Below are 17797 nucleotides of genomic sequence, written 5' to 3'. Positions count from 1 at the left end.
CACCCCGGAGAAGCTCCGGGGTGCGGGACCGCTTCGTGCGCTGATCAGCCGGTCGTCAGGGCGGTGTCGTCCACGACGAAGCTGGTCTGCAGGGAGGAGTCCTCCACGCCGTTGAACTTCAGCGAGACCGTCTGGCCCGCCAGCGAGGACAGGTCGAAGGACTTCTGGCTGTAGCCGGAGGCCGCGTTGACGTTCGAGTAGGTGGCCAGGGTCTTCGAACCGGCGGTCACCGTCAGCTTGTCGTACGCGGTGCTGCCGCTCTCCGAGGTGTCGATGTGCAGGTAGAAGGTCAGGGTCGCCTTGCAGCCCGCGGGGATCGTCACCGACTGGGACACGGTGTCGGTGTGCGAGGTGCCGTAGCCGTCGAGCCAGGCCTTGTAGGAACCGCTGTGCGAGGCCTCACCGGTGTCGGTGGTGATGGCGCCGCTCGTCGCGGTCCAGCCGGTGCTGCCCGACTCGAAGCCCGGGTTGGCCAGCAGCTGGGACGAGGAGCAGCCGCCGCCGGTGGTGCTGACCGTCCAGCCGAAGGTCGCGGTGCCGGTCGCGCCGGTGGAGTCCTTCACCGTCACCGTGGTGCTGGAGGAGCCGGCGGTGGTGGGCGTACCGGAGATCAGACCGGTCGAGCTGTTGATCGACAGGCCGGCCGGCAGACCGGTGGCGCTGTAGGTGAGGGCACCGCTGTTGGTGCTGCTCGCCTGGACCTGCAGGCTGACCGCCGTGCCGACGGTGGCGCTCTGGCTGCCCGGGTTGGTCACCGTCACACCGCTGCTCGGCGGGTTGATGTGGCTGCCGACGTTGATGCCGGCGAAGGCGTTGCCCACCCCGGCGTACTCGGCGGAGTTGGTGCCGTACAGCGAGGCGGCCGCGTTCAGGGCGGCGGTGCGGGCACCGGCGTAGTTGGTGCTCGACGTCATGTAGGTCGTCAGCGCCTTGTACCAGATCTGCAGCGCCTTGGCGCGGCCGATGCCGGCGACGGCGACGCCGTCCGAGGTCGGGCTGTTGTAGGTGACCCCGTTGATGACCTTGCTGCCGCTGCCCTCGGAGAGCAGGTAGAACATGTGGTTCGCGGGGCCCGAGGAGTAGTGGACGTCCAGGTTGCCGACGCCGGAGTACCAGCTGTCGGCGGAGCCGCCGTCCTTGCTGGGCTTGTCCATGTAGCGCAGCGGGCTGCCGTCGCCGTTGATGTTGATCTTCTCGCCGATGAGGTAGTCACCGACGTCCGAGGAGTTGTTGGCGTAGAACTCCACACCCGTGCCGAAGATGTCGGAGGTCGCCTCGTTCAGACCGCCGGACTCACCGCTGTAGTCGAGGCCCGCGGTGTTCGAGGTGACACCGTGGCTCATCTCGTGGCCGGCCACGTCGAGCGACGTCAGCGCGTGGGTGTTGGACGTGCCGTCGCCGTAGGTCATGCAGAAGCAGCTGTCGTCCCAGAACGCGTTGACGTAGCCGCTGCTGTAGTGGACCCGGCTGTACGCGGCGACACCGTCGTTGCGGATGCCGCTGCGGCCGAAGGTGTTCTTGTAGAAGTCCCAGGTCTCCTGGGCGCCGTAGGCGGCGTCGGCGCCGGCGGTCTGGGTGTTGGAGCCCGACCCGGTGCCCCAGACGTCGTCCGAGTCCGTCATCAGCGAGCCGGTGCCGGAGGTGCTCCCGTTGAGGGAGTACGTCTTGTGGCCGCCGCGCGTGGTGTCGTAGAGCTGGTACGTCGAGCCGGACAGCGTGGTGCTGAGGCTGACCGAGCCGCTGTACTGGGTGTTGCCGGTACCCGTCTGGATGGCCTGGTAGCGGTGCAGCTCCTTGCCGGTGGTGGCGTCGGTGATGACGTGCAGCGCGCTGGGCGTGCCGTCGTCCTGGAGGCCGCCGATCACCGTCTCCCAGGCGAGCTTCGGGGTTCCGTCGCCGGCCCAGATCACCTTGCGGGCGCTGTCGGTGGTGGCCTTCTTGGCGTCGAGGGCCTTCGCGGCCTTCAGGGCCTTGTTCTCGGCGGCGCCCTTGGTGAAGGTCGCGGTGGTGGAGGCGACCTTCACGGTGTGCTTGTTGTTGAAGGTCGTGCTCACCGTGCCCTTGGCCACGGAGGCCGGCGGGGTGTGCACCACGACGTCGCCGCCGAGGACGGGGATCCCGGCGTAGGTGCGCTCGTAACGGGTGTGCAGGGTACCGTCGTTGTCCTTGACGACGTCCTTGACGACCAGCTTCTCCTTGGCGCCGAGACCGAGGGAGCGGGCGGTCGCGGCGGTCTTCTGCTGGGCGCTCTTGACCAGCTTGGCGTGCTGGGCCGGAGAGAGCTTGGCCTCCAGGCCGCCGGTGCGCAGGTGGCCGGCGTGGGGGGCGGAGGGCTTGGCGGCGGCCGGCACCGACTGGATACCGACGGCGAGGAAGGCCGCGGTGGAGACCAGTGCGGCTCCGGCCATGGCCCGTCTGTGGGGAAGACGACGACTCACTCGATTTCCTCCTGCTGCGGCCACCGGGTAGCGGCCGGTGAAGACCCGGGCAGACGGGTGTGCTGTCCGGGACGAGCTGAACTGTGTGGGGAGCATGGTGCTTGCACGCGAAACCGACTGCGTGCTGGGGGAGAATGACAGTCTTGACTCGCGCATGTCAGCAACGTCAGAGGCAATTCGAGGGTTTTCCCTACCCTGCCCCGGCGGCGGCCGGGCGGGCCCGAACGCTCTCGCCGCGCCGGATCGGCGCATCGTGCGGCGCGGGGCGCGGTGAACACGGCATCGGTGACACCGACCGCGAAGTAGCCTGATTTTACCAGCACTTGACACCAGGTCCCACCCTTCAGGCGTTCACAGGACCGTTGTTACCGTGCTCGCGTGTCTGAATCCTCACGCGATACCGCCCGGGGCGCCGGCTGGGGCCCCTCCGAACCCGGTCTCTACCAGCGGCTGATGCCCGTTCACGTGGAAAGGCTGTCCTGGCTGAATCCGAGGGTCCTGTGGGCCGCCCGCAACGGGGTGCTCGCGTCATGGTTCGGCGACCCGACCGGCCGTACCCGCGCCCGCCTGGTGGCCGGGCAGACGGCTGCCGGGGCGCCGGCGGACAAGGTGGTGCGGCGAGACGTGCCGGACCGCTTCTCCTTCATGGTCGTCGGGGACACCGGCGAGGGCGGCGCCTCCCAGTACGCCACCGTGCCCGGTTTCCTGGAGGTGGGCCGGGACACGGAGTTCGCGGTGATCGCGAGCGATGTCATATACCCCGTCGGCAGCGCGGACGACTACGGCACCAAGTTCTTCCGGCCGTACCAGGACTATCCCGCCCCCGTCTTCGCGGTACCGGGCAACCACGACTGGTACGAGGACCTCGGCGCGTTCATGCGGGTCTTCTGCGCCGACGCTCCCCCGCCCGCCCCCGAGCCGCGGCCCCGCCCGCTCACCCGTGCCTGGTGGCGCACCCTGCTGTGGCACCGGGCACGCCCGTCGGACGGTCAACGCCTCTCCGAGGCACGGGAGTTGCGCTCGGCGCCGGAGCAGCGGGCCGTGCAGCCGGGGCCCTACTGGGCGATCGACGCCGGACCGGTGCGGATCGTCGGCATCGACACCGGACTGCTCGGCACGCTCGACGCCGAGCAGGGCGCGTGGCTGCGGGAGGTGTCCCGGGGTCCTAAGCCCAAGATCCTGATCACCGGCTCACCGCTGTACGTGGACGGCGAGCACCACCCGTGCGCCATCGAGGGCGGCGGCACGGTCGACGACGTCGTGCGCGCCCCGGAGCACCACTACGTGGCCGCGATCGGCGGCGACATCCACAACTACCAGCGCTATCCGGTCGACGTGGACGGCCGCACCCTGCAGTACGTGGTCTCGGGCGGCGGTGGCGCGTTCATGCACGCCACGCACACCATCCCCCGGGTGTCCGTCGCGAACGTCACGGAGCGGGAGTTCCGCTGCTACCCGCTGCGCGGCGACTCACTGGCCTTCTACAGCCGGGTGTACGCCCGGCGGCTGCGGCTGCGCCGCTTCTTCACCCTCACCGAGGACGAGGCGACGGCGGTCGTGGCCGAACGACTCGGAATCGAGCCCGGCCGGGCGCCCGGTCCGCAGGTCCGGATCACCCGGCGGGTCCGGCTGGTCGCGAGCCTGCTGGGCGCGGGCCGCCGCCCCGGCCGGGCCCCGCGGTTCCGGCTGCCCGTCCGCAAGCTCTACACCCAGCTCTTCTCGCCGGGTTCGGTCACGTACAGTCCGCCGTTCTTCAAGTCCTTCCTGCGCCTGGACGTCACCCCGGAGGCGGTGCGCCTGCGCTGCTTCGCGGCGACCGGCAACCGCGCCCAGGAACTGGATCCGCCGGTCGAGGACGAGGTCACGATCCCGCTGACGTGAGCCACGGGGGGCGGGCGCCGGGCCGGCGGCCGGCCCCCCGGCTCACCAGCGGCCCGCCTCCGTGCCGGTGACCGGCTCGGACCGCCTGCCGTCCACGCCCACCGGGACGTCGCCCGCGAGCATCACCCGGTGCATGATCCGGGGGAACTCCAGGTGGGCGTTGTCGCTGGGGGCCAGGTGGATGGTGGCCCGGTTGTCCCAGAAGGCGACGCTCCCGGGCTCCCAGCGGAAGCGGACGGTGTACTCGGGGCGCACCGCCTGCTCGAGCAGCATCTCCAGCAGGGCCGCGCTCTCGGGGCGCGAGACCCCGGTGATCTGCTCCAGGTAGTAGCCGTTGACGTACAGCACGCGCTCGCCCGTCTCCGGGTGCACGCGCACCAGGGGGTGCACCGAGGCGACCTGATGGTCCAGCAGGTGGCGGAGGTAGGCGTCGTCGCCGGGGCGCGGCTGGTAGCCCACGCCGAGCCGGTGCTCGGCGCGCAGCCCGTCCACGAAGGCACGGACCGGCGCCGAGAGCCCGGCGTAGGCGGCGGCCAGATTGGCCCAGGTGGTGTCGCCGCCGTACGGCGGCACGGTCTCGGCGCGCAGGACCGTCGCGGCCGGCGGGTCGACGCGGGCGCCGTGGTCGCAGTGCCAGCCGCGCAGCAGGGTGTGCCGGCGCCGGCGCAGCCACTCCTCCTGCTCCATGCCGAACCGGCCGCCCAGCTCCAGCCGGTCGGCGGTGGTCTCCACCTCGGGGAAGTCCTCCGGCGAGGCGCCGCCCCGCCGGCCGAGGACTACCGGCTCGCCGAACCGGCGGGCGAAGGCGACGTGTCCGGCGTGGTCCAGCTCCTGCCCCCGGAAGAACACCACCTTCCAGCGCAGCACCGCCTCCCTGATCAGGGCCGCCACCGCGTCGTCCAGCGGGCCGGCGAGATCGACGCCGGTGATCTCGGCGCCGATGTGCCCGGCGACCGGGCGCACCTCGACACCCGCGGCCCGTGCCGCCCGCCCGGTGTGCTCCGCCGTGGCCCTGTGCGTCGTCATGCGCGCTCCGTTGCTCGTCCGAACCGGCTCCACGACCGATCGTGACACCGGGGCCCGTGCCGCGCGAACTTCCCGCGTCCGCGCCGCCCGCTTCCGTCGGCACGGCCGCCCGGCCCTCCCCGCCAGGCCGCCGACGACTTTGGCGAGGAGTGACCGGCGGGACCCCGCACCCGGCTCGGGGACACCGGCCGGTGACGCCGTGCGCGGACCACCGGGCGCCGCGTCGGGAACACCGTGCGCCGCGAACGGCACGCCGGGCGCCGTAACCGGATCACCTGGTTCCGCCCCCAACTCCCGCCTTGTGCCTCTATGTTCGCGGCGGTAACCGCTCGCGACCCTGGAGGCTCCCGCATGCGCACAGCACTCCGCACCGCCCTCATCGGCGTGGTGACCGCCACCGCGTTCCTCGCCTGCCCCGCCGCGGGGGCCACCCCGCCGGGCTCCGGGGTGACGGCCCGGACCCTCGTCCAGAGGACGGTGGGCGGCACCGACTACACCCTGCGCGAGATCACCATCCCGCCCGGCCAGGGCACCGGCTGGCACTACCACGACGGTCCGCTGTACGGCGTGGTGAAGCAGGGCACCCTCAGCCACTTCGACTCCGGCTGCGCCTCGGACGGCGTGTACCGCGCGGGCGCGACGATCCAGGAGCCGGCCGGCCCGGACCGTGTGCACATAGGCCGCAACCTGGGCAGCACCCCGGTCGTCCTGGAGGTGCTCTACGTACTGCCGCACGGCGCCCCGTTCTCCGAGGACGCGCCGAACCCGGGGTGCTCCTTCGAGTGATCAGGTACCGGGCAGCGGCTGCTGGGCCCAGATCGTCTTGCCGCTGCCCGTCTGCCGGCTGCCCCAGCGCTGGGTGAGCTGGGCGACCAGCAGCAGTCCGCGGCCGCCCTCGTCGTAGGCGTGCGCCCGGCGCAGATGCGGTGAGGTGGAACTGGCGTCGGAGACTTCGCAGATGAGCGCGCCGTCGCGGATCAGGCGGAGCTGGACGGGCGGTTCGCCGTAGCGGATGGCGTTGGTGACCAGCTCGCTGACGACGAGTTCGGTGACGAACGCGATCTCCTCGAGGCCCCAGTCGGTCAGCCGTTCGGTGGCCGCCTGCCGGAAGGCGGCCACAGCGGCCGGGTCCGGCGGGACGTCCCAGGTGGCCACCCGGTCGGCGCCCAGGGCGCGGGTGCGGACCAGGAGCAGGGCGACGTCGTCGGTGGGCTGCTCGGGCATGACGGCCTTGAGGACGTCGTCGCTGAGGGCTTCGAGGGAGGCCGCGGGTGCGCCGATGGCTCGGCGCAGTTCCTCGGTGGCGCGGTCGACGTCCCGGTCGCGGTCCTCGACCAGGCCGTCGGTGTAGAGGGCGACGACCGAGCCCGCGGGCAGTTCGAGTTCCGTCGCCTCGAAGGGCAGGCCGCCGACGCCGAGGGGCGGCCCGGCGCTCATGGGTACGAACTCGGCGGTGCCGCCGGGCAGCACGACGGCCGGGGCCGGGTGGCCGGCCGCGGCCAGGCTGAGCCGGCGGGAGACGGGGTCGTAGACGGCGTAGAGGCAGGTGGCGCCGAGTTCGGCGACCTCCTCGCCGGTCCCGCCGGAGGTCAGATGGATGACCAGGTCGTCCAGGTGGGTGAGGAGCTCGTCCGGAGGCAGGTCGACGTCGGCGAGGGTGCGCACCGCCGTGCGCAGCCGGCCCATCGTCGCCGAGGACTGGATGCCGTGGCCGACGACGTCCCCGACGACCAGCCCGACCCGGCTGCCGGAGAGCGGGATCACGTCGAACCAGTCGCCGCCGATGCCCGCCAGCGAGCCGCACGGCAGGTACCGGTGGGCCACCTCGACCGCGGCCTGCCCCGGCAGACCGCTCGGCAGCAGGCTGTGCTGGAGGGCGTGGGCGGTGTCGCGCTCGCGGGCGAAGCGGCGGGCGTTGTCGACGCAGACGGCGGCGCGGCTGGCGAGTTCCTCGGCGAAGACGGCGTCGTCGGGGCCGTAGGCGTCCGAGTGGTACTTGCGCACGCACACCGCGGCGCCGAGGGTGATGCCCCGGGCGCGCAGCGGCACCGCGATCATCGAGTGGACGCCCTCACGGTGGGGCCGGCCCTCCGGGGAGCGCGCGTTGCGGTCCGCGAGCCAGCGGTCGAACGCCGGCTCACCGGCCTGGGCCAGCACCGCCCGGCCCTCGCGGAGGGCGACGGCCGGCGGAGTGGACGGCCGGTACTCCTCCGACTCCCCCGGCATCAGTGCCGCGCCCCGGTTGCCGGCCACGACGGAGCGGTGGGCGACGCGCCGCAGCTCGGTGCCGCTCTCGGGGGCCTGCGGCGGCTCGTGCGCGCCGAGCACCCAGTCCAGCAGGTCGATGGTGGCGAAGTCGGCGTACTGCGGGACGAGGAGTTCGATCAGCTCCTCGGCCGTGCGCACCACGTCCAGGGTGGTGCCGATGCGGGTGGCGGCCTCGTTCAGCAGGGCGAGGCGGCGCCGGGCCCAGTACTGCTCGCTGCTGTCGAAGGCGGCCAGAGCCACCGCGGTGGGCTCCCCGGAGCCGTCGCACAGGGGCCACATCTCGATGCTCCAGGCGTGCGCCCGGTACAGTGCGGGGGCGCCGGTGAAGCTCTCGTAGCGGACGGGCCGGCCGGTCTCGGCCACCTCGCGCAGATGGCGCACGAACCCCCGGCTGTGCTCGCTCTCCGCCACGGTGTCCGCGTAGAAGCGGCCGACCAGCGCCTCCTCGGGCATCCCCATCAGCCGGCAGGCGATGCCGTTGACGTACAGGTAGCGCTGTTCGAGGTCGAGGACCGACATGGCCATGGAGGCCTGCTGGAAGGCCTCGCCGACCAGGACCGGGCCGGTCGGGTCGGCGGTGATCACGTGCCCGGCCGGCGCGCCGTCCGCGCCGAGCACCGGGCAGACGCTCACGGCCACCCGGACCGGGTGTCCCTCGCGGTGGCGCAGGGTGAGGGTGCCGGTCCCGGCGGCCAGGACGCCGCCGGGCGGCTCCCCGGCGAGCAGCTCGGCCGCGGGCCGGCCGACGACCTCGTCCGCCGCGCGGCCCGTGAGCAGCCGCGCGCCCTGGCTCCACCCGGTCACCCTGCCCTGGGCGTCGATGACCACAGCGGCCGCGGCTCGCTCCATATGCCCCAGGATGATCCGAATACTCCGGTCCATCAACCGCGGCAGCGGACCGCATCAGTCCCGGGGGGCGCGCAGCGCGGCCAGGGCACGGTCGGCGTGGGTGTTCATACGCAGTTCGCTGCGCACCACCTCCAGGATCGTGCGGTCCTGGCCGATGACGAAGGTGACCCGCTTGGTCGGGGCGAGGGTGAAGCCCCGCCTGACCCCGAACCGGTCACGCACCGCGCCGTCGGCGTCCGACAGCAGCGGCATGCCGAGGGTGTGCCGTCCGGCGAACTCCTGCTGGCGTTCGACGCTGTCGCCGCTGATCCCGACCGGGCGGGCGCCGACGGCCGCGAACTCGGCGGCGAGGTCCCGGAAGTGGCAGGCCTCGGCGGTGCAGCCGGGGGTCAGGGCGGCGGGGTAGAAGAACAGCACGACCGGGCCGTCGGCCAGCAGCCCGGTGAGGCTGCGGACCGTGCCGGTCTCGTCCGGCAGCGCGAAGTCCTCCGCCTTGGCGCCCACTTGCGCACGTTCGGTCACGACCGTCCCTCCCCGCTGCGGGCCACGCCGCGGGCCCACAGCACCAGGGGCACCTGGAGCGGCAGCCGGGCCAGGGCGGCGTTGCGCTGGGGGGCGGGCCGGTGGCGCCAGTCGACGGCCATCTTCACGTTGGCGGGGAACACCCCGACGAAGAAGGCGGCGGCCGCCCTGGCGGCCAGGGGGCGCGTCCGGCGCGCGGCGACACCGGCCGCCAGGGCCAGCTCCACGGCTCCGCTGCCGTACGTCCAGGCCCGGGGCGAGCCCGGCAGCGCTCGCGGGACGAGGTGGTCGAACTGGCGGGGTACGGCGAAATGGGCGGCCCCCGCGGCGGCCAGCAGGCCGGCGAGCAGCAGGGGTGAGCGTTCGGACCGGGGCACGGTTCCTCCTCTGGTGACCTGCCGCCGGATATTACTCGACAGTAGTCGCGGCCAGGGCCGCTTCGGGCGGGCGGGGGCGGGAAAACGCGCGGTGCCGCACCCGGAGCGTGGGTGCGGCACCGTACCGGCCGGTACCCGGCGCGGGTCAGCCCGCGGCGATCAGCCGCTGCTCGGTGCCGGCGCGCTCCGGCCGCCGAGCCGAGCGCAGGGCCGCGACGCCGATGAACACCGTCGAGGAGACACCGGCCAGGGCGAAGGCGGTGAAGCCCCGGTCGCCGTTGCCCGCGGCCAGCAGCTGGCCGCCGAGCCAGGGCCCGAAGACGGCGCCGAAGCGGCCCATGCCGGAGGTCCAGCCGACGGCGGTGGCGCGGCTGTCCGGGGTGGAGCGAATGGAGACGGTCGCGTAGATCATGGTCTGGGCGCTGTTGAGGAAGACACCGGTGAGGAAGACGACCAGGAAGGTCACGCCCAGCGGCATGCGGACGCTGAGCAGGAAGACGCCGGCCGCGGTGAGCGCGAACCAGATCGCGGAGACACGCGGGGCGCCGAACCGGTCGGAGGCGCGGCCCGCGATCAGCATGCCGACGATGCCGCCGAGGTTGAACAGGACCACGAAGGTCAGGGCGGAGCCAAGGTTGTAGCCCTCGCCGCGCATCAGGGTGGGCAGCCAGGTGGCGACGCCGTAGACGAGGAGGAGTCCGCCGAAGGAGGCCGTCCAGTACAGCAGGGTCTGGATCCACTCGCCGCCGCGGAACAGGTCGAGCAGGGCGCCGAAGCGGTCGGCGGGGGCCGCCCTGCGGGCCTTCGCGGCGGGGAGTTCGACCTCGTAGCGGGTGGCCAGGTCGCGGGCCTCCTTGTCGCGGCCCTTGGCGACCAGGAAGCTCAGCGACTCGGGCATGACCTTGATCAGCACCGGGACGTACAGCAGCGGCACGACGCAGACCCAGAACGCCGCGCGCCAGCCGGCGGGCTCGACGAGCCACTTGGCGACGTAGGCGGAGAGGATGCCGCCGGCGTGGTGGGCGGTCATCAGCACGCCGATGGTCAGGGCACCGCGGCCGCCGCGGGCGTAGTCGGAGACCAGGGAGATCGCGGTGGGCAGCAGGCCGCCGAGACCGACGCCGGCCAGGGTGCGGCCGAGGCCGAAGACGGCGACGGAGCCGGAGAGCGCGCATATCCCGGAGGCCAGCGAGAAGAGCGCGACGCAGGCGACCATGAGCTTCTTGCGGCCGACCCGGTCCGCGACCGTGCCCGCCGTCAGGGCTCCGATCAGCATGCCGAAGGTGGCGTAGCTGCCGAGGTCGCCGGCCTGGCCCGGGGTGATCCCGAGCGCCCCGCTCTCCAGCATGTGCGGCAGCACCGAGCCGTAGATGAACATGTCGAGGCCGTCGAAGAGCACGGCGAGCCAGCACAGACCGACGACCAGCAGGGCCAGTCTGCCGCCGCGAGCGGACGGGGCGAGGGAGGAGGACATCGTTGTTTTCCTCTCGTCCAGGAGGCGTTCCCTGGAGGGGATCAGTGATGGGGCCCCTGTCCGGGCGGAGCGGGGGACTCGCCGGAGACGCGGGGAGGGCCGACGCGGCTCGTCGCGGCCGACCCGTGATGCGCTAGACGGTAGGGACCCGCCCCAAGAGTGTCAACGCTTTTGTCAACAATCTCCTTGGACGGCCGGGTATTCGGCATCTGACCAGCGGTTATAAGCGCAGGGGTGAGTCGCGCACGGTGTCGTGCGCGACTCACCCCCCTGTGGCGCGGCCCTGGCTAGGCGACCGGCGGCGTGCCGTGGGTGTGGAAGGACGCGATGGTCCTGAGCCCCCACGCCTGCCCCTTGGCCCGCTCGGCCTCGGTCCAGGTGACGAGCGGCCAGTCCGGCGCCAGGACCAGACGGGTCAGCGGGTTGCACAGTTCGACGCGGTTGCCGCCCGGCTCGTAGACGTACAGGAAGAACGTCTGCTGGATGGCGTGCTTGTGCGGGCCGGTCTCGATGAACACGCCGGTGTCGATGGCGAGGTCGGCGGCGCGCAGGATGTCCTCGCGAGTGTCGGTGGCGAAGGCGATGTGGTGCAGCCGGCCGCTCGACCCCGTCCAGTCCTCCGTGTAGACGACGTCGTACGACTTGTTCGTGAAGGTGAGCCAGCGGGCCGCGATCCGGCCGGTGTCCAGCCGGATCTGCTCGGTCGGCCGGGCGCCGAGCACATGTTCCTGGAACTCCGCGCTTGCCCGCACGTCGGCGGCGAGGAAGTTGACGTGGTCCAGGCGGCGCACGCCCACACCCCGGTTGGGTTTGGCCTGCGGCTGGTTCTTCAGCGCCGGCCTCAGCTCGTCGGGGGCCCGGTAGTGCTCGCTCTCCCAGTACAGGGCGTGCTCGTGGCCGTCCGGGTCGGTGGTGACGTACAGCTTGCCGAGGCCGGGTTCGTCCTCCGTCCAGTGGCCGGTGCCGCCCGCCGCCTCGACGGCCGCGACCCGGCGCCGCAGGGCCTCCTCGCTGGAGGTGCGCAGCGCGAGCCGGCCGAGGCCGGGCTGCTCGCGGGCGGTGAGGACCAGGCTGTGGTGCTCGTAGTCGTCGAAGGTGCGCAGGTAGACGGTGTCGCCCTGCCGGCCGTTGACGGTGAGTCCGAGGTAGTCGGTGAAGAAGGCGACACTGGCGTCCAGGTCCGGGGTGAAGAGCTGGGCGTGGCCGATATGGGCGATGTCACCGAGGGGCGGAGCCATCGTTGCCTCCTTGAGGTTGTGCGGGGACGGTGCCGGACGGCCGGGGGAAGACCGTGCCGTCGAAGATCTTGCGGGCGGTGCGGACGACGGCGGTGCGGCGCACCGCCGGCGGCCGGGCGCCGGTGTCGACGTCCGTGTCGATGTCCAGGAAGCCCGTGGGGTGTTCGATGCGGAGCCGCTCACCGGACGCGGGCGGCCGGGCGATCCCCTCCCCCACCCCGCCGGGCAGCCGGAGCCCGGCGGCCACGCTCGCGGCGCCGAGGACGCCGATGGAGGTGTGGCAGCGGACGGGGATGAAGGTGCGGGTGGTGACCGCGCCGCCGGTGCGCGGCGGGGCCAGCAGGGTGAGCTTGGGAACGGTGGCGTTCTCGACGTCGCCGAGCCCCATGAGCCGCCCTGCCGCCAGCCGGATCTCCCTCAGGCGGTCGGCGAGCGCCAGGTCCTCCTCCAGGTCCTTGGGCTGTTCGTACCCGGTGACCTTCAGCGCGGCCGCCGGGACGAGCACGGCCGGCATCCCGTTGTCCACGCAGGTCACTTCGACACCGGCGACGGTGTCGCGGACCCGTCCGGTGGGCAGCAGCGGGCGGCCGGCGGCCGGGAACTCGATCACCACGGGCGCGGCGCCGCCGGGCACGCCGGAGATCTCGGCGGTACCGGTGTAGTCGACGCGGCCGCCCGGGGTGGGGAAGGTGGCGACGGCCCGCTCCCCCGTGTTGAGCATGCGGACGCGTACGGAGGTCTCGCCGTCGCCGGGGGCCACGAGCCCCCGCTCGACGGCGAACGGGCCCACGGCGGCGAGGATGTTGCCGCAGTTCTGACGGTCGCTCACCTCGGTCCGGTCGACGGCGACCTGGAGGAACAGGTAGTCGACGTCCGCGTCCGGGTCCTCGGAGGGCGAGACCACGGCCACCTTGCTGGTCAGCGGGTGCGCGCCGCCGAGCCCGTCGATCTGGCGCGGGTCCGGGCTGCCCATCACCCGCAGCAGCAGGTCGTCGCGTGCGGCGGGGTCTGCGGGCAGGTCCTCGGCCAGGAAGCAGGCGCCCTTGGAGGTGCCGCCGCGCATCAGCGTGCAGCGCACCTCCGCGGGCCCGGTCACGCGCCGGTCCCTTCGCGCGCGTGGTCCTCGTACGGCGTCCAGGTCACGCCGAGGCGCGCCAGTTCCTCCCGGAGCCCGTAGCGGTCCAGGCCCAGTTGGCCCTCGACGAAGGCGGCGCGGGAGGCGGCCTCCTTGGCCTCGCGGGCCTCGGACGCCTCGGCGGCCTCGCGGGCCCTCTCGCGCGGGACGACGACCACGCCGTCGTCGTCGGCGAGGATCACGTCGCCCGCGCGGATCACCTGGCCGCCGATGGCCACGGGGACGTTGACCGAGCCGCCGGTCGCCTTCACGGTGCCCTGCGCGGACACGGCCGCCGACCAGGCGGGGAAGCCGAGTTCGCGCAGTTCCTGGGTGTCGCGGATACCGGCGTCGATGACCAGGCCGCGCACGCCGCGCCGCTTCAGCGCGGTGGCGAACAGTTCCCCGAACATGCCGTCGGTGGAGGGCGAGGTGGTGGTGACGACGAGGATGTCGCCCTCGCCGCACTGCTCCACGGCCGCGTGGATCATGAGGTTGTCGCCGGGCCACGACAGCACGGTGACCGCCGTGCCCGCGACACGGGCGCCCTGCTGGATCGGGCGCAGGTGCGCGGGGAGCAGCCCGGTGCGGCCCATGGCCTCGTGCACGGTGGCCACGCCGTGGCCGGCCAGCGCAGCCACGTCCTCGGCGTCCGCCTTCGGCGGGCCGGTCACGATCACGCCGCTCATGCCAGCTCCTTCGCGATCTGCGGGTAGGGGCGCATGAAGGCCTCGGCCAGGGTCTTGTGCGGCAGGCCCAGGTTGGGTCCGGCGTTGCGCTTGAGCTGGACGCCGCGGCGCACGGCGAGGTCGGTGTAGTAGTCCCACAGGTGCCGCTGGGCGCCGAGGCATTCCATCGCCTTGCGCTTGGTCTCCCACACCTCGGTGATGTCGAGCAGCACTTCGGGCCGGAAGCCGCTCATCTCGGGCTGGTGGGGCTCGAAGTAGAAGACGGGCGGGGCGCCGATGATCTCGCCGGGGCCGGGGTAGCCGATGGCCTGGGCGAGGACCCTGGCCTCGAGCGCCATGCGGTTGGCGGCCGGGTGGTCGCCGTTGTACGGATCCTCGACCGGGTGGGTGAGGACGACGTCGGGCTGGGTCTCCCGGTAGACGGCGACGAGCCGGTCGGTCAGCTCGGCGCCGGCGACGAGGGGATAGTCGCCCGCGTCGAAGAAGCGGACCTCGGCGCCGAGGGCGGCGGCGGCCCGCTCCGCCTCCTCCCGGCGTATCGCCTTGATCTCCTCGAGGGTCTTCCCCTCGCGCCACGCCTTGGCGGACTCGCCGCGTTCGCCGAAGGTCAGACAGGCGATGGTGACCTTCTCGCCGCGGGAGGCGGCGAGGGCGATGGCGCCGCCCGCACGCCACACGAAGTCCCCGGCGTGCGCGGTGACGACGAGTGTCGAACGTGGTGACGGTGTGGGCGCGTTGGAGTGCGTCATTGCGGAACGTCTTCCTCTTCGGGGCCGGGCACCGCAGGGCTTGCCCTGCGGTGCCCTCGCCTCGTGGACAGGTGCGCGCCCGCCCCCGTGTCCCGCGCGCGGCGCGTCAGTCGGTGAGCGCGCCGATCACACTGGCGAGGTGGGCGCGGACGGCCGCTTCGGCCGCCTGCGGGTCCCTGGCCCTGATCGCCTCGATCATCGCCAGGTGCTCGTTCAGGGATTGCTGCGGACGCCCCGGTCGGAGCGCCAACTGGAAGCGGTGTCGGACCAGTTGGGCGTTCAGCCGCTCCAGCAGCTCGACGGCGGTCTGCTGCCCGGAGATCTCCCGGATCCGGTCGTGGAGCCGGTGGTTGAGATCGGAGTACGTCACCGGCTCCCCGTCGGCGACGGCCTTCTCCATCGCCGCGCCGAGGTCGGCCAGTTCGGTGAGCTGCCCGTCACTGGCGGCGACGGCGGCCTTGGCCGCGCACAGTCCTTCCAGGACCATGCGGCACTCCGTGATCGCGACCGCTTCCTCCACGGTCACCACCCGCACCCGTGATCCGCGGTTGCGGATCCGCTCGACCAGTCCCTGGGCCTCCAGATCGATCAGCGCCGCCCGGATGCTGGCCCGCGTCACACCGAACTGCTCGGCGAGTTCGTTCTCCACCAGCCGCTGGGCCGGTGCCATCTCGCCGTGCAGGATCGCCTGCCGCAGCTGCGCGAGCGCATGCTGTTTGGCCTGCTCCCCGGTGGTCGGACGGGCTTCCTTCGGCATCGTTGCCCTCCCTGAGTGAGTGCCTGTCGAACCTAAAACTAGCCCAACAAGATTGTCAACAATTTTGTTCGCGTCTCCGGGTCGCACCACTCCCCCGGTGCGTCTCCACGGGGGTTCAGCGGACCCGGGTGACCGGGGCGAGCCAGAGGCCGACGATGGCGTCGGCAAGGCCGGTGGCGACGTCGCTCCAGGTGGCGCGGGGCGTCGGGGCGCCCTCGGCGACGGCGCGCTCCTGTTCGGCACAGGTGTGCAGGAGCAGGACGCCGCCTTCATCGCGGACCACTTCGACTGGCACGTGCTGTTCTGGACCTCGGCCACCCTCGGTGTCCTCGCCCTCGCGCTGGTGGTGGCCCTGGTGCCCGAGTCGCGGGTGCGCGGCGGCGGCCGCTTCGACCTGCCCGGCTCCCTCGGCATGGCGGTCGGCCTCGTCTCGCTGCTGCTCGCGGTCTCCAAGGGCGCCGACTGGGGCTGGGGCAGCGGGACCACGCTGGGCCTGTTCGCGCTCTCGGTCGTCGTGCTCGCCGCCTGGGGCTTCTTCGAGCTGCGCACCGCCGAGCCGCTGGTCGACCTGCGCACCACCGCCCGCCGCCAGGTGCTGTTCACCAACCTCGCGTCCATCGCGTTCGGCTTCTCGATGTTCGCGATGGCGCTGGTCCTGCCGCAGCTTCTGCAGCTGCCCGCGCAGACCGGCTACGGCCTGGGCAAGTCCATGATGACCGCGGGGCTCGTGATGGCCCCGCAGGGTCTGGTGATGATGGCGACGGCCCCCGTCTCCGCCCTGATCACCCGGTCCCGCGGCCCGAAGATCACGCTGATGACCGGCGCGGTCGTCGTGGCCGCCGGCTACGGCCTCGACATCGTGCTGATGAGCGAGGTCTGGCACCTGGTCCTGGTGTCCTGCGTCATCGGCGCCGGCGTCGGCTTCGCCTACGGCGCCATGCCCGCGCTGATCATGGGCGCCGTGCCGGCGTCCGAGACGGCCGCCGCCAACAGCCTCAACACCCTGATGCGGTCCATCGGCACCTCGGTGGCCGGCGCGGTCGCGGGCGTGGTCCTCGCCCAGATGACGACCAGCCTCGGCGGCCACGCCCTGCCGTCCGAGAACGGCTTCAAGGTCGTCCTGGCGCTCGGCGCGGGCTCCGCCGTCCTGGCCTTCCTGCTCGCCTCCTTCCTGCCCCGCCACCGCCCGGCCGACCCGGTCGCGGCACCGTCGGCCGCCGGCGCGCCGTCGGCCGAGCCGGTGGGCTGAGGACGGCCGGACCGGCCCCGGGGCCCGTTCAGGGGAACCGGGGCCGAAAGGCGCGTGAGGGCGGCGGGAGCGGTCGACACCTTCAGCCGTGAACGCCCTGACCCTGCCGCTCGTCGCGCCCATGCTCGCCACCCCCGGCCCGCTGCCGCCCGCCGCCCAGGACGAGCGGTGGGCGTACGAGACCAAGCAGGACGGCCAGCGGGTGATGGTCTATCTGCCCGGCGACGGCAGCGTCCTGCTGCGCGCCCGCTCCGGCGAGGACATCACCGGCGCCTACCCCGAACTCCGGCCGCTCGGCACCGCCCTCGGCGCCACGCCCGCCGTCCTGGACGGCGAGGTACTGGCCCTGGACGAACTGGGGCGCTCCGACTTCCAGTTGCTGCAGAGCCGGATGGGGCTCGCCCACTCCCCCGCCAGGGCGGCACGCCGCGCCGCCCAGGTGCCGGTCCACCTGGTGCTGTTCGACGTCCCGCACCTGGAACGCCCCCTGCTCCGGCTCCCCTACACGCGGCGGCGGGCGCGGCTGACGGAGCTGGGCCTGACCGGACCGCACTGGTCGACGCCGGCCGCGGTGACCGGTCACGGCGCCCAGGCCCTCCGGGCGACCAGGGAACACGGCCTCGAGGGCCTGGTGTGCAAGCGGCTGGACTCGGTGTACGAGCCGGGAGTGCGCTCCCGCTCCTGGATCAAGATCCGGAACATGCGCAGCGAGGACGTGATCATCGGCGGCTGGCTGCCCGGCAAGGGGCGGCTGACCGGACTGCCCGGCGCCGTTCTGGTCGGCCAGCGCGCCGGTGGCCGGCTGCGCTACGTCGGCGGGGTGGGCACCGGCTGGAGCGAGGCGGAACGGACGGAACTGGCCCGGCTGCTGCGGGCCGCGGCCAGCAGCCGGTGCCCCTTCGACCCGGTGCCACGCGTCGCGGGCGCCCAGTGGGTGCTGCCCCGGCTGGTCGGCGAGGTCAGCTACAGCACCCGCACCCGGGCCGGGATGCTGCGCCAGCCCTCGTGGCAGCGACTGCGCCCCGACCTGGCCGCCGAGGAGTCGTCGGCGGACCTGCCGGAGGACCTCGGCTAGGCCCAATACCGGTGACTTTGTTGGGGCCTGGTCGTTGGATGGGTTGTGCCAAGGCCGGGTCAGGTGAAGTCGTCGGAGGTTGGTCGGTTCT

The 17797-nt window shown here is 72.9% G+C and carries 14 protein-coding genes and 2 pseudogenes; 4 read left to right on the top strand and 12 right to left on the bottom strand.

Annotation, left to right across the window (positions count from 1 at the left end; genetic code table 11):
- Positions 1-44: 44 nt before the first annotated feature.
- Positions 45-2408: a M4 family metallopeptidase gene (locus ABZ478_RS33070; RefSeq protein WP_359555298.1), complete on the bottom strand. Its 2364-nt coding sequence runs from the start codon at positions 2406-2408 to the stop codon at positions 45-47.
- Between the two features lie 408 nt (positions 2409-2816).
- Between ABZ478_RS33070 and ABZ478_RS33065 the strand changes: the two genes are divergently transcribed.
- The gene (locus ABZ478_RS33065; RefSeq protein ID WP_359555296.1) at positions 2817-4319 is read left to right on the top strand and encodes a metallophosphoesterase; all 1503 of its coding nucleotides are present in this window, start codon (positions 2817-2819) and stop codon (positions 4317-4319) included.
- A 42-nt stretch (positions 4320-4361) separates the two neighbouring features.
- On the opposite strand, the gene ABZ478_RS33060 is transcribed toward ABZ478_RS33065, so the two are convergent.
- Entirely contained in the window at positions 4362-5345 is a 984-nt protein-coding gene (locus ABZ478_RS33060) for a TauD/TfdA family dioxygenase (protein WP_359555294.1), read from the bottom strand.
- Between the two features lie 351 nt (positions 5346-5696).
- Here ABZ478_RS33060 and ABZ478_RS33055 point away from each other — a divergent pair, with 351 nt between their 5' ends.
- Entirely contained in the window at positions 5697-6131 is a 435-nt protein-coding gene (locus ABZ478_RS33055) for a cupin domain-containing protein (RefSeq protein ID WP_359555291.1), read from the top strand.
- On the opposite strand, the gene ABZ478_RS33050 is transcribed toward ABZ478_RS33055, so the two are convergent.
- The 10 genes and pseudogenes from ABZ478_RS33050 to ABZ478_RS33005 form a co-directional block, all read right to left on the bottom strand.
- Positions 6132-8462 carry a SpoIIE family protein phosphatase gene (locus tag ABZ478_RS33050; protein ID WP_359555289.1) on the bottom strand — a complete coding sequence of 777 codons (2331 nt, stop codon included), beginning with the start codon at positions 8460-8462 and terminating at the stop codon, positions 6132-6134. It lies immediately after the preceding gene.
- 54 nt (positions 8463-8516) lie between these two features.
- The gene (locus ABZ478_RS33045; RefSeq protein WP_359555287.1) at positions 8517-8984 is read right to left on the bottom strand and encodes a peroxiredoxin; all 468 of its coding nucleotides are present in this window, start codon (positions 8982-8984) and stop codon (positions 8517-8519) included.
- The gene (locus tag ABZ478_RS33040; protein WP_359555285.1) at positions 8981-9361 is read right to left on the bottom strand and encodes a hypothetical protein; all 381 of its coding nucleotides are present in this window, start codon (positions 9359-9361) and stop codon (positions 8981-8983) included. Before ABZ478_RS33040 ends, ABZ478_RS33045 begins: the two co-directional genes overlap by 4 nt.
- A 145-nt stretch (positions 9362-9506) precedes the next feature.
- Positions 9507-10835: an aromatic acid/H+ symport family MFS transporter gene (locus ABZ478_RS33035; protein ID WP_359555283.1), complete on the bottom strand. Its 1329-nt coding sequence runs from the start codon at positions 10833-10835 to the stop codon at positions 9507-9509.
- A 287-nt stretch (positions 10836-11122) separates the two neighbouring features.
- Positions 11123-12073, bottom strand: coding sequence for a VOC family protein (locus ABZ478_RS33030; RefSeq protein ID WP_359555281.1), 951 nt, complete (start codon positions 12071-12073; stop codon positions 11123-11125).
- Positions 12054-13169 carry a 4-oxalomesaconate tautomerase gene (locus ABZ478_RS33025; protein ID WP_359555279.1) on the bottom strand — a complete coding sequence of 372 codons (1116 nt, stop codon included), beginning with the start codon at positions 13167-13169 and terminating at the stop codon, positions 12054-12056. The genes ABZ478_RS33030 and ABZ478_RS33025 overlap by 20 nt, the downstream gene beginning before the upstream one ends.
- Positions 13166-13876 (bottom strand): 4-carboxy-4-hydroxy-2-oxoadipate aldolase/oxaloacetate decarboxylase, encoded by a 711-nt coding sequence (locus ABZ478_RS33020; protein ID WP_359555276.1) that lies wholly within the window; start codon positions 13874-13876, stop codon positions 13166-13168. Before ABZ478_RS33020 ends, ABZ478_RS33025 begins: the two co-directional genes overlap by 4 nt.
- Complete coding sequence (locus tag ABZ478_RS33015) at positions 13873-14625, bottom strand: PIG-L deacetylase family protein (protein ID WP_359555273.1); 753 nt, start codon at positions 14623-14625, stop codon at positions 13873-13875. The genes ABZ478_RS33020 and ABZ478_RS33015 overlap by 4 nt, the downstream gene beginning before the upstream one ends.
- Positions 14626-14731: 106 nt before the next feature.
- The gene (locus tag ABZ478_RS33010) at positions 14732-15382 is read right to left on the bottom strand and encodes a GntR family transcriptional regulator (RefSeq protein WP_358932845.1); all 651 of its coding nucleotides are present in this window, start codon (positions 15380-15382) and stop codon (positions 14732-14734) included.
- A gap of 115 nt (positions 15383-15497) precedes the next feature.
- A pseudogene (locus ABZ478_RS33005) lies at positions 15498-15641 on the bottom strand (TetR/AcrR family transcriptional regulator); the annotation flags it as partial.
- A 3-nt stretch (positions 15642-15644) separates the two neighbouring features.
- Between ABZ478_RS33005 and ABZ478_RS33000 the strand changes: the two are divergent.
- Positions 15645-16631: pseudogene (locus ABZ478_RS33000) on the top strand (MFS transporter); the annotation flags it as partial.
- 97 nt (positions 16632-16728) lie between these two features.
- Entirely contained in the window at positions 16729-17706 is a 978-nt protein-coding gene (locus tag ABZ478_RS32995; protein WP_359555409.1) for an ATP-dependent DNA ligase, read from the top strand.
- Positions 17707-17797 lie beyond the last annotated feature (91 nt).

This window comes from Streptomyces sp. NPDC005706 (genome assembly GCF_040631045.1).
GTDB lineage: Bacteria > Actinomycetota > Actinomycetes > Streptomycetales > Streptomycetaceae > Streptomyces.
This window is presented reverse-complemented; position numbering and strand designations above follow the sequence as displayed.

Bases quoted from the DNA above. Each gene is read 5' to 3' on its own strand.
- ABZ478_RS33060 (WP_359555294.1), bottom strand. From the start codon at position 5,345: ATGACGACGCACAGGGCCACGGCGGAGCACACCGGGCGGGCGGCACGG.
- ABZ478_RS33010 (WP_358932845.1), bottom strand. From the start codon at position 15,382: ATGCCGAAGGAAGCCCGTCCGACCACCGGGGAGCAGGCCAAACAGCAT.
- ABZ478_RS33030 (WP_359555281.1), bottom strand. From the start codon at position 12,073: ATGGCTCCGCCCCTCGGTGACATCGCCCATATCGGCCACGCCCAGCTC.
- ABZ478_RS33070 (WP_359555298.1), bottom strand. From the start codon at position 2,408: ATGGCCGGAGCCGCACTGGTCTCCACCGCGGCCTTCCTCGCCGTCGGT.
- ABZ478_RS33035 (WP_359555283.1), bottom strand. From the start codon at position 10,835: ATGTCCTCCTCCCTCGCCCCGTCCGCTCGCGGCGGCAGACTGGCCCTG.
- ABZ478_RS33050 (WP_359555289.1), bottom strand. From the start codon at position 8,462: ATGGAGCGAGCCGCGGCCGCTGTGGTCATCGACGCCCAGGGCAGGGTG.
- ABZ478_RS33015 (WP_359555273.1), bottom strand. From the start codon at position 14,625: ATGACGCACTCCAACGCGCCCACACCGTCACCACGTTCGACACTCGTC.
- ABZ478_RS33055 (WP_359555291.1), top strand. From the start codon at position 5,697: ATGCGCACAGCACTCCGCACCGCCCTCATCGGCGTGGTGACCGCCACC.
- ABZ478_RS33020 (WP_359555276.1), bottom strand. From the start codon at position 13,876: ATGAGCGGCGTGATCGTGACCGGCCCGCCGAAGGCGGACGCCGAGGAC.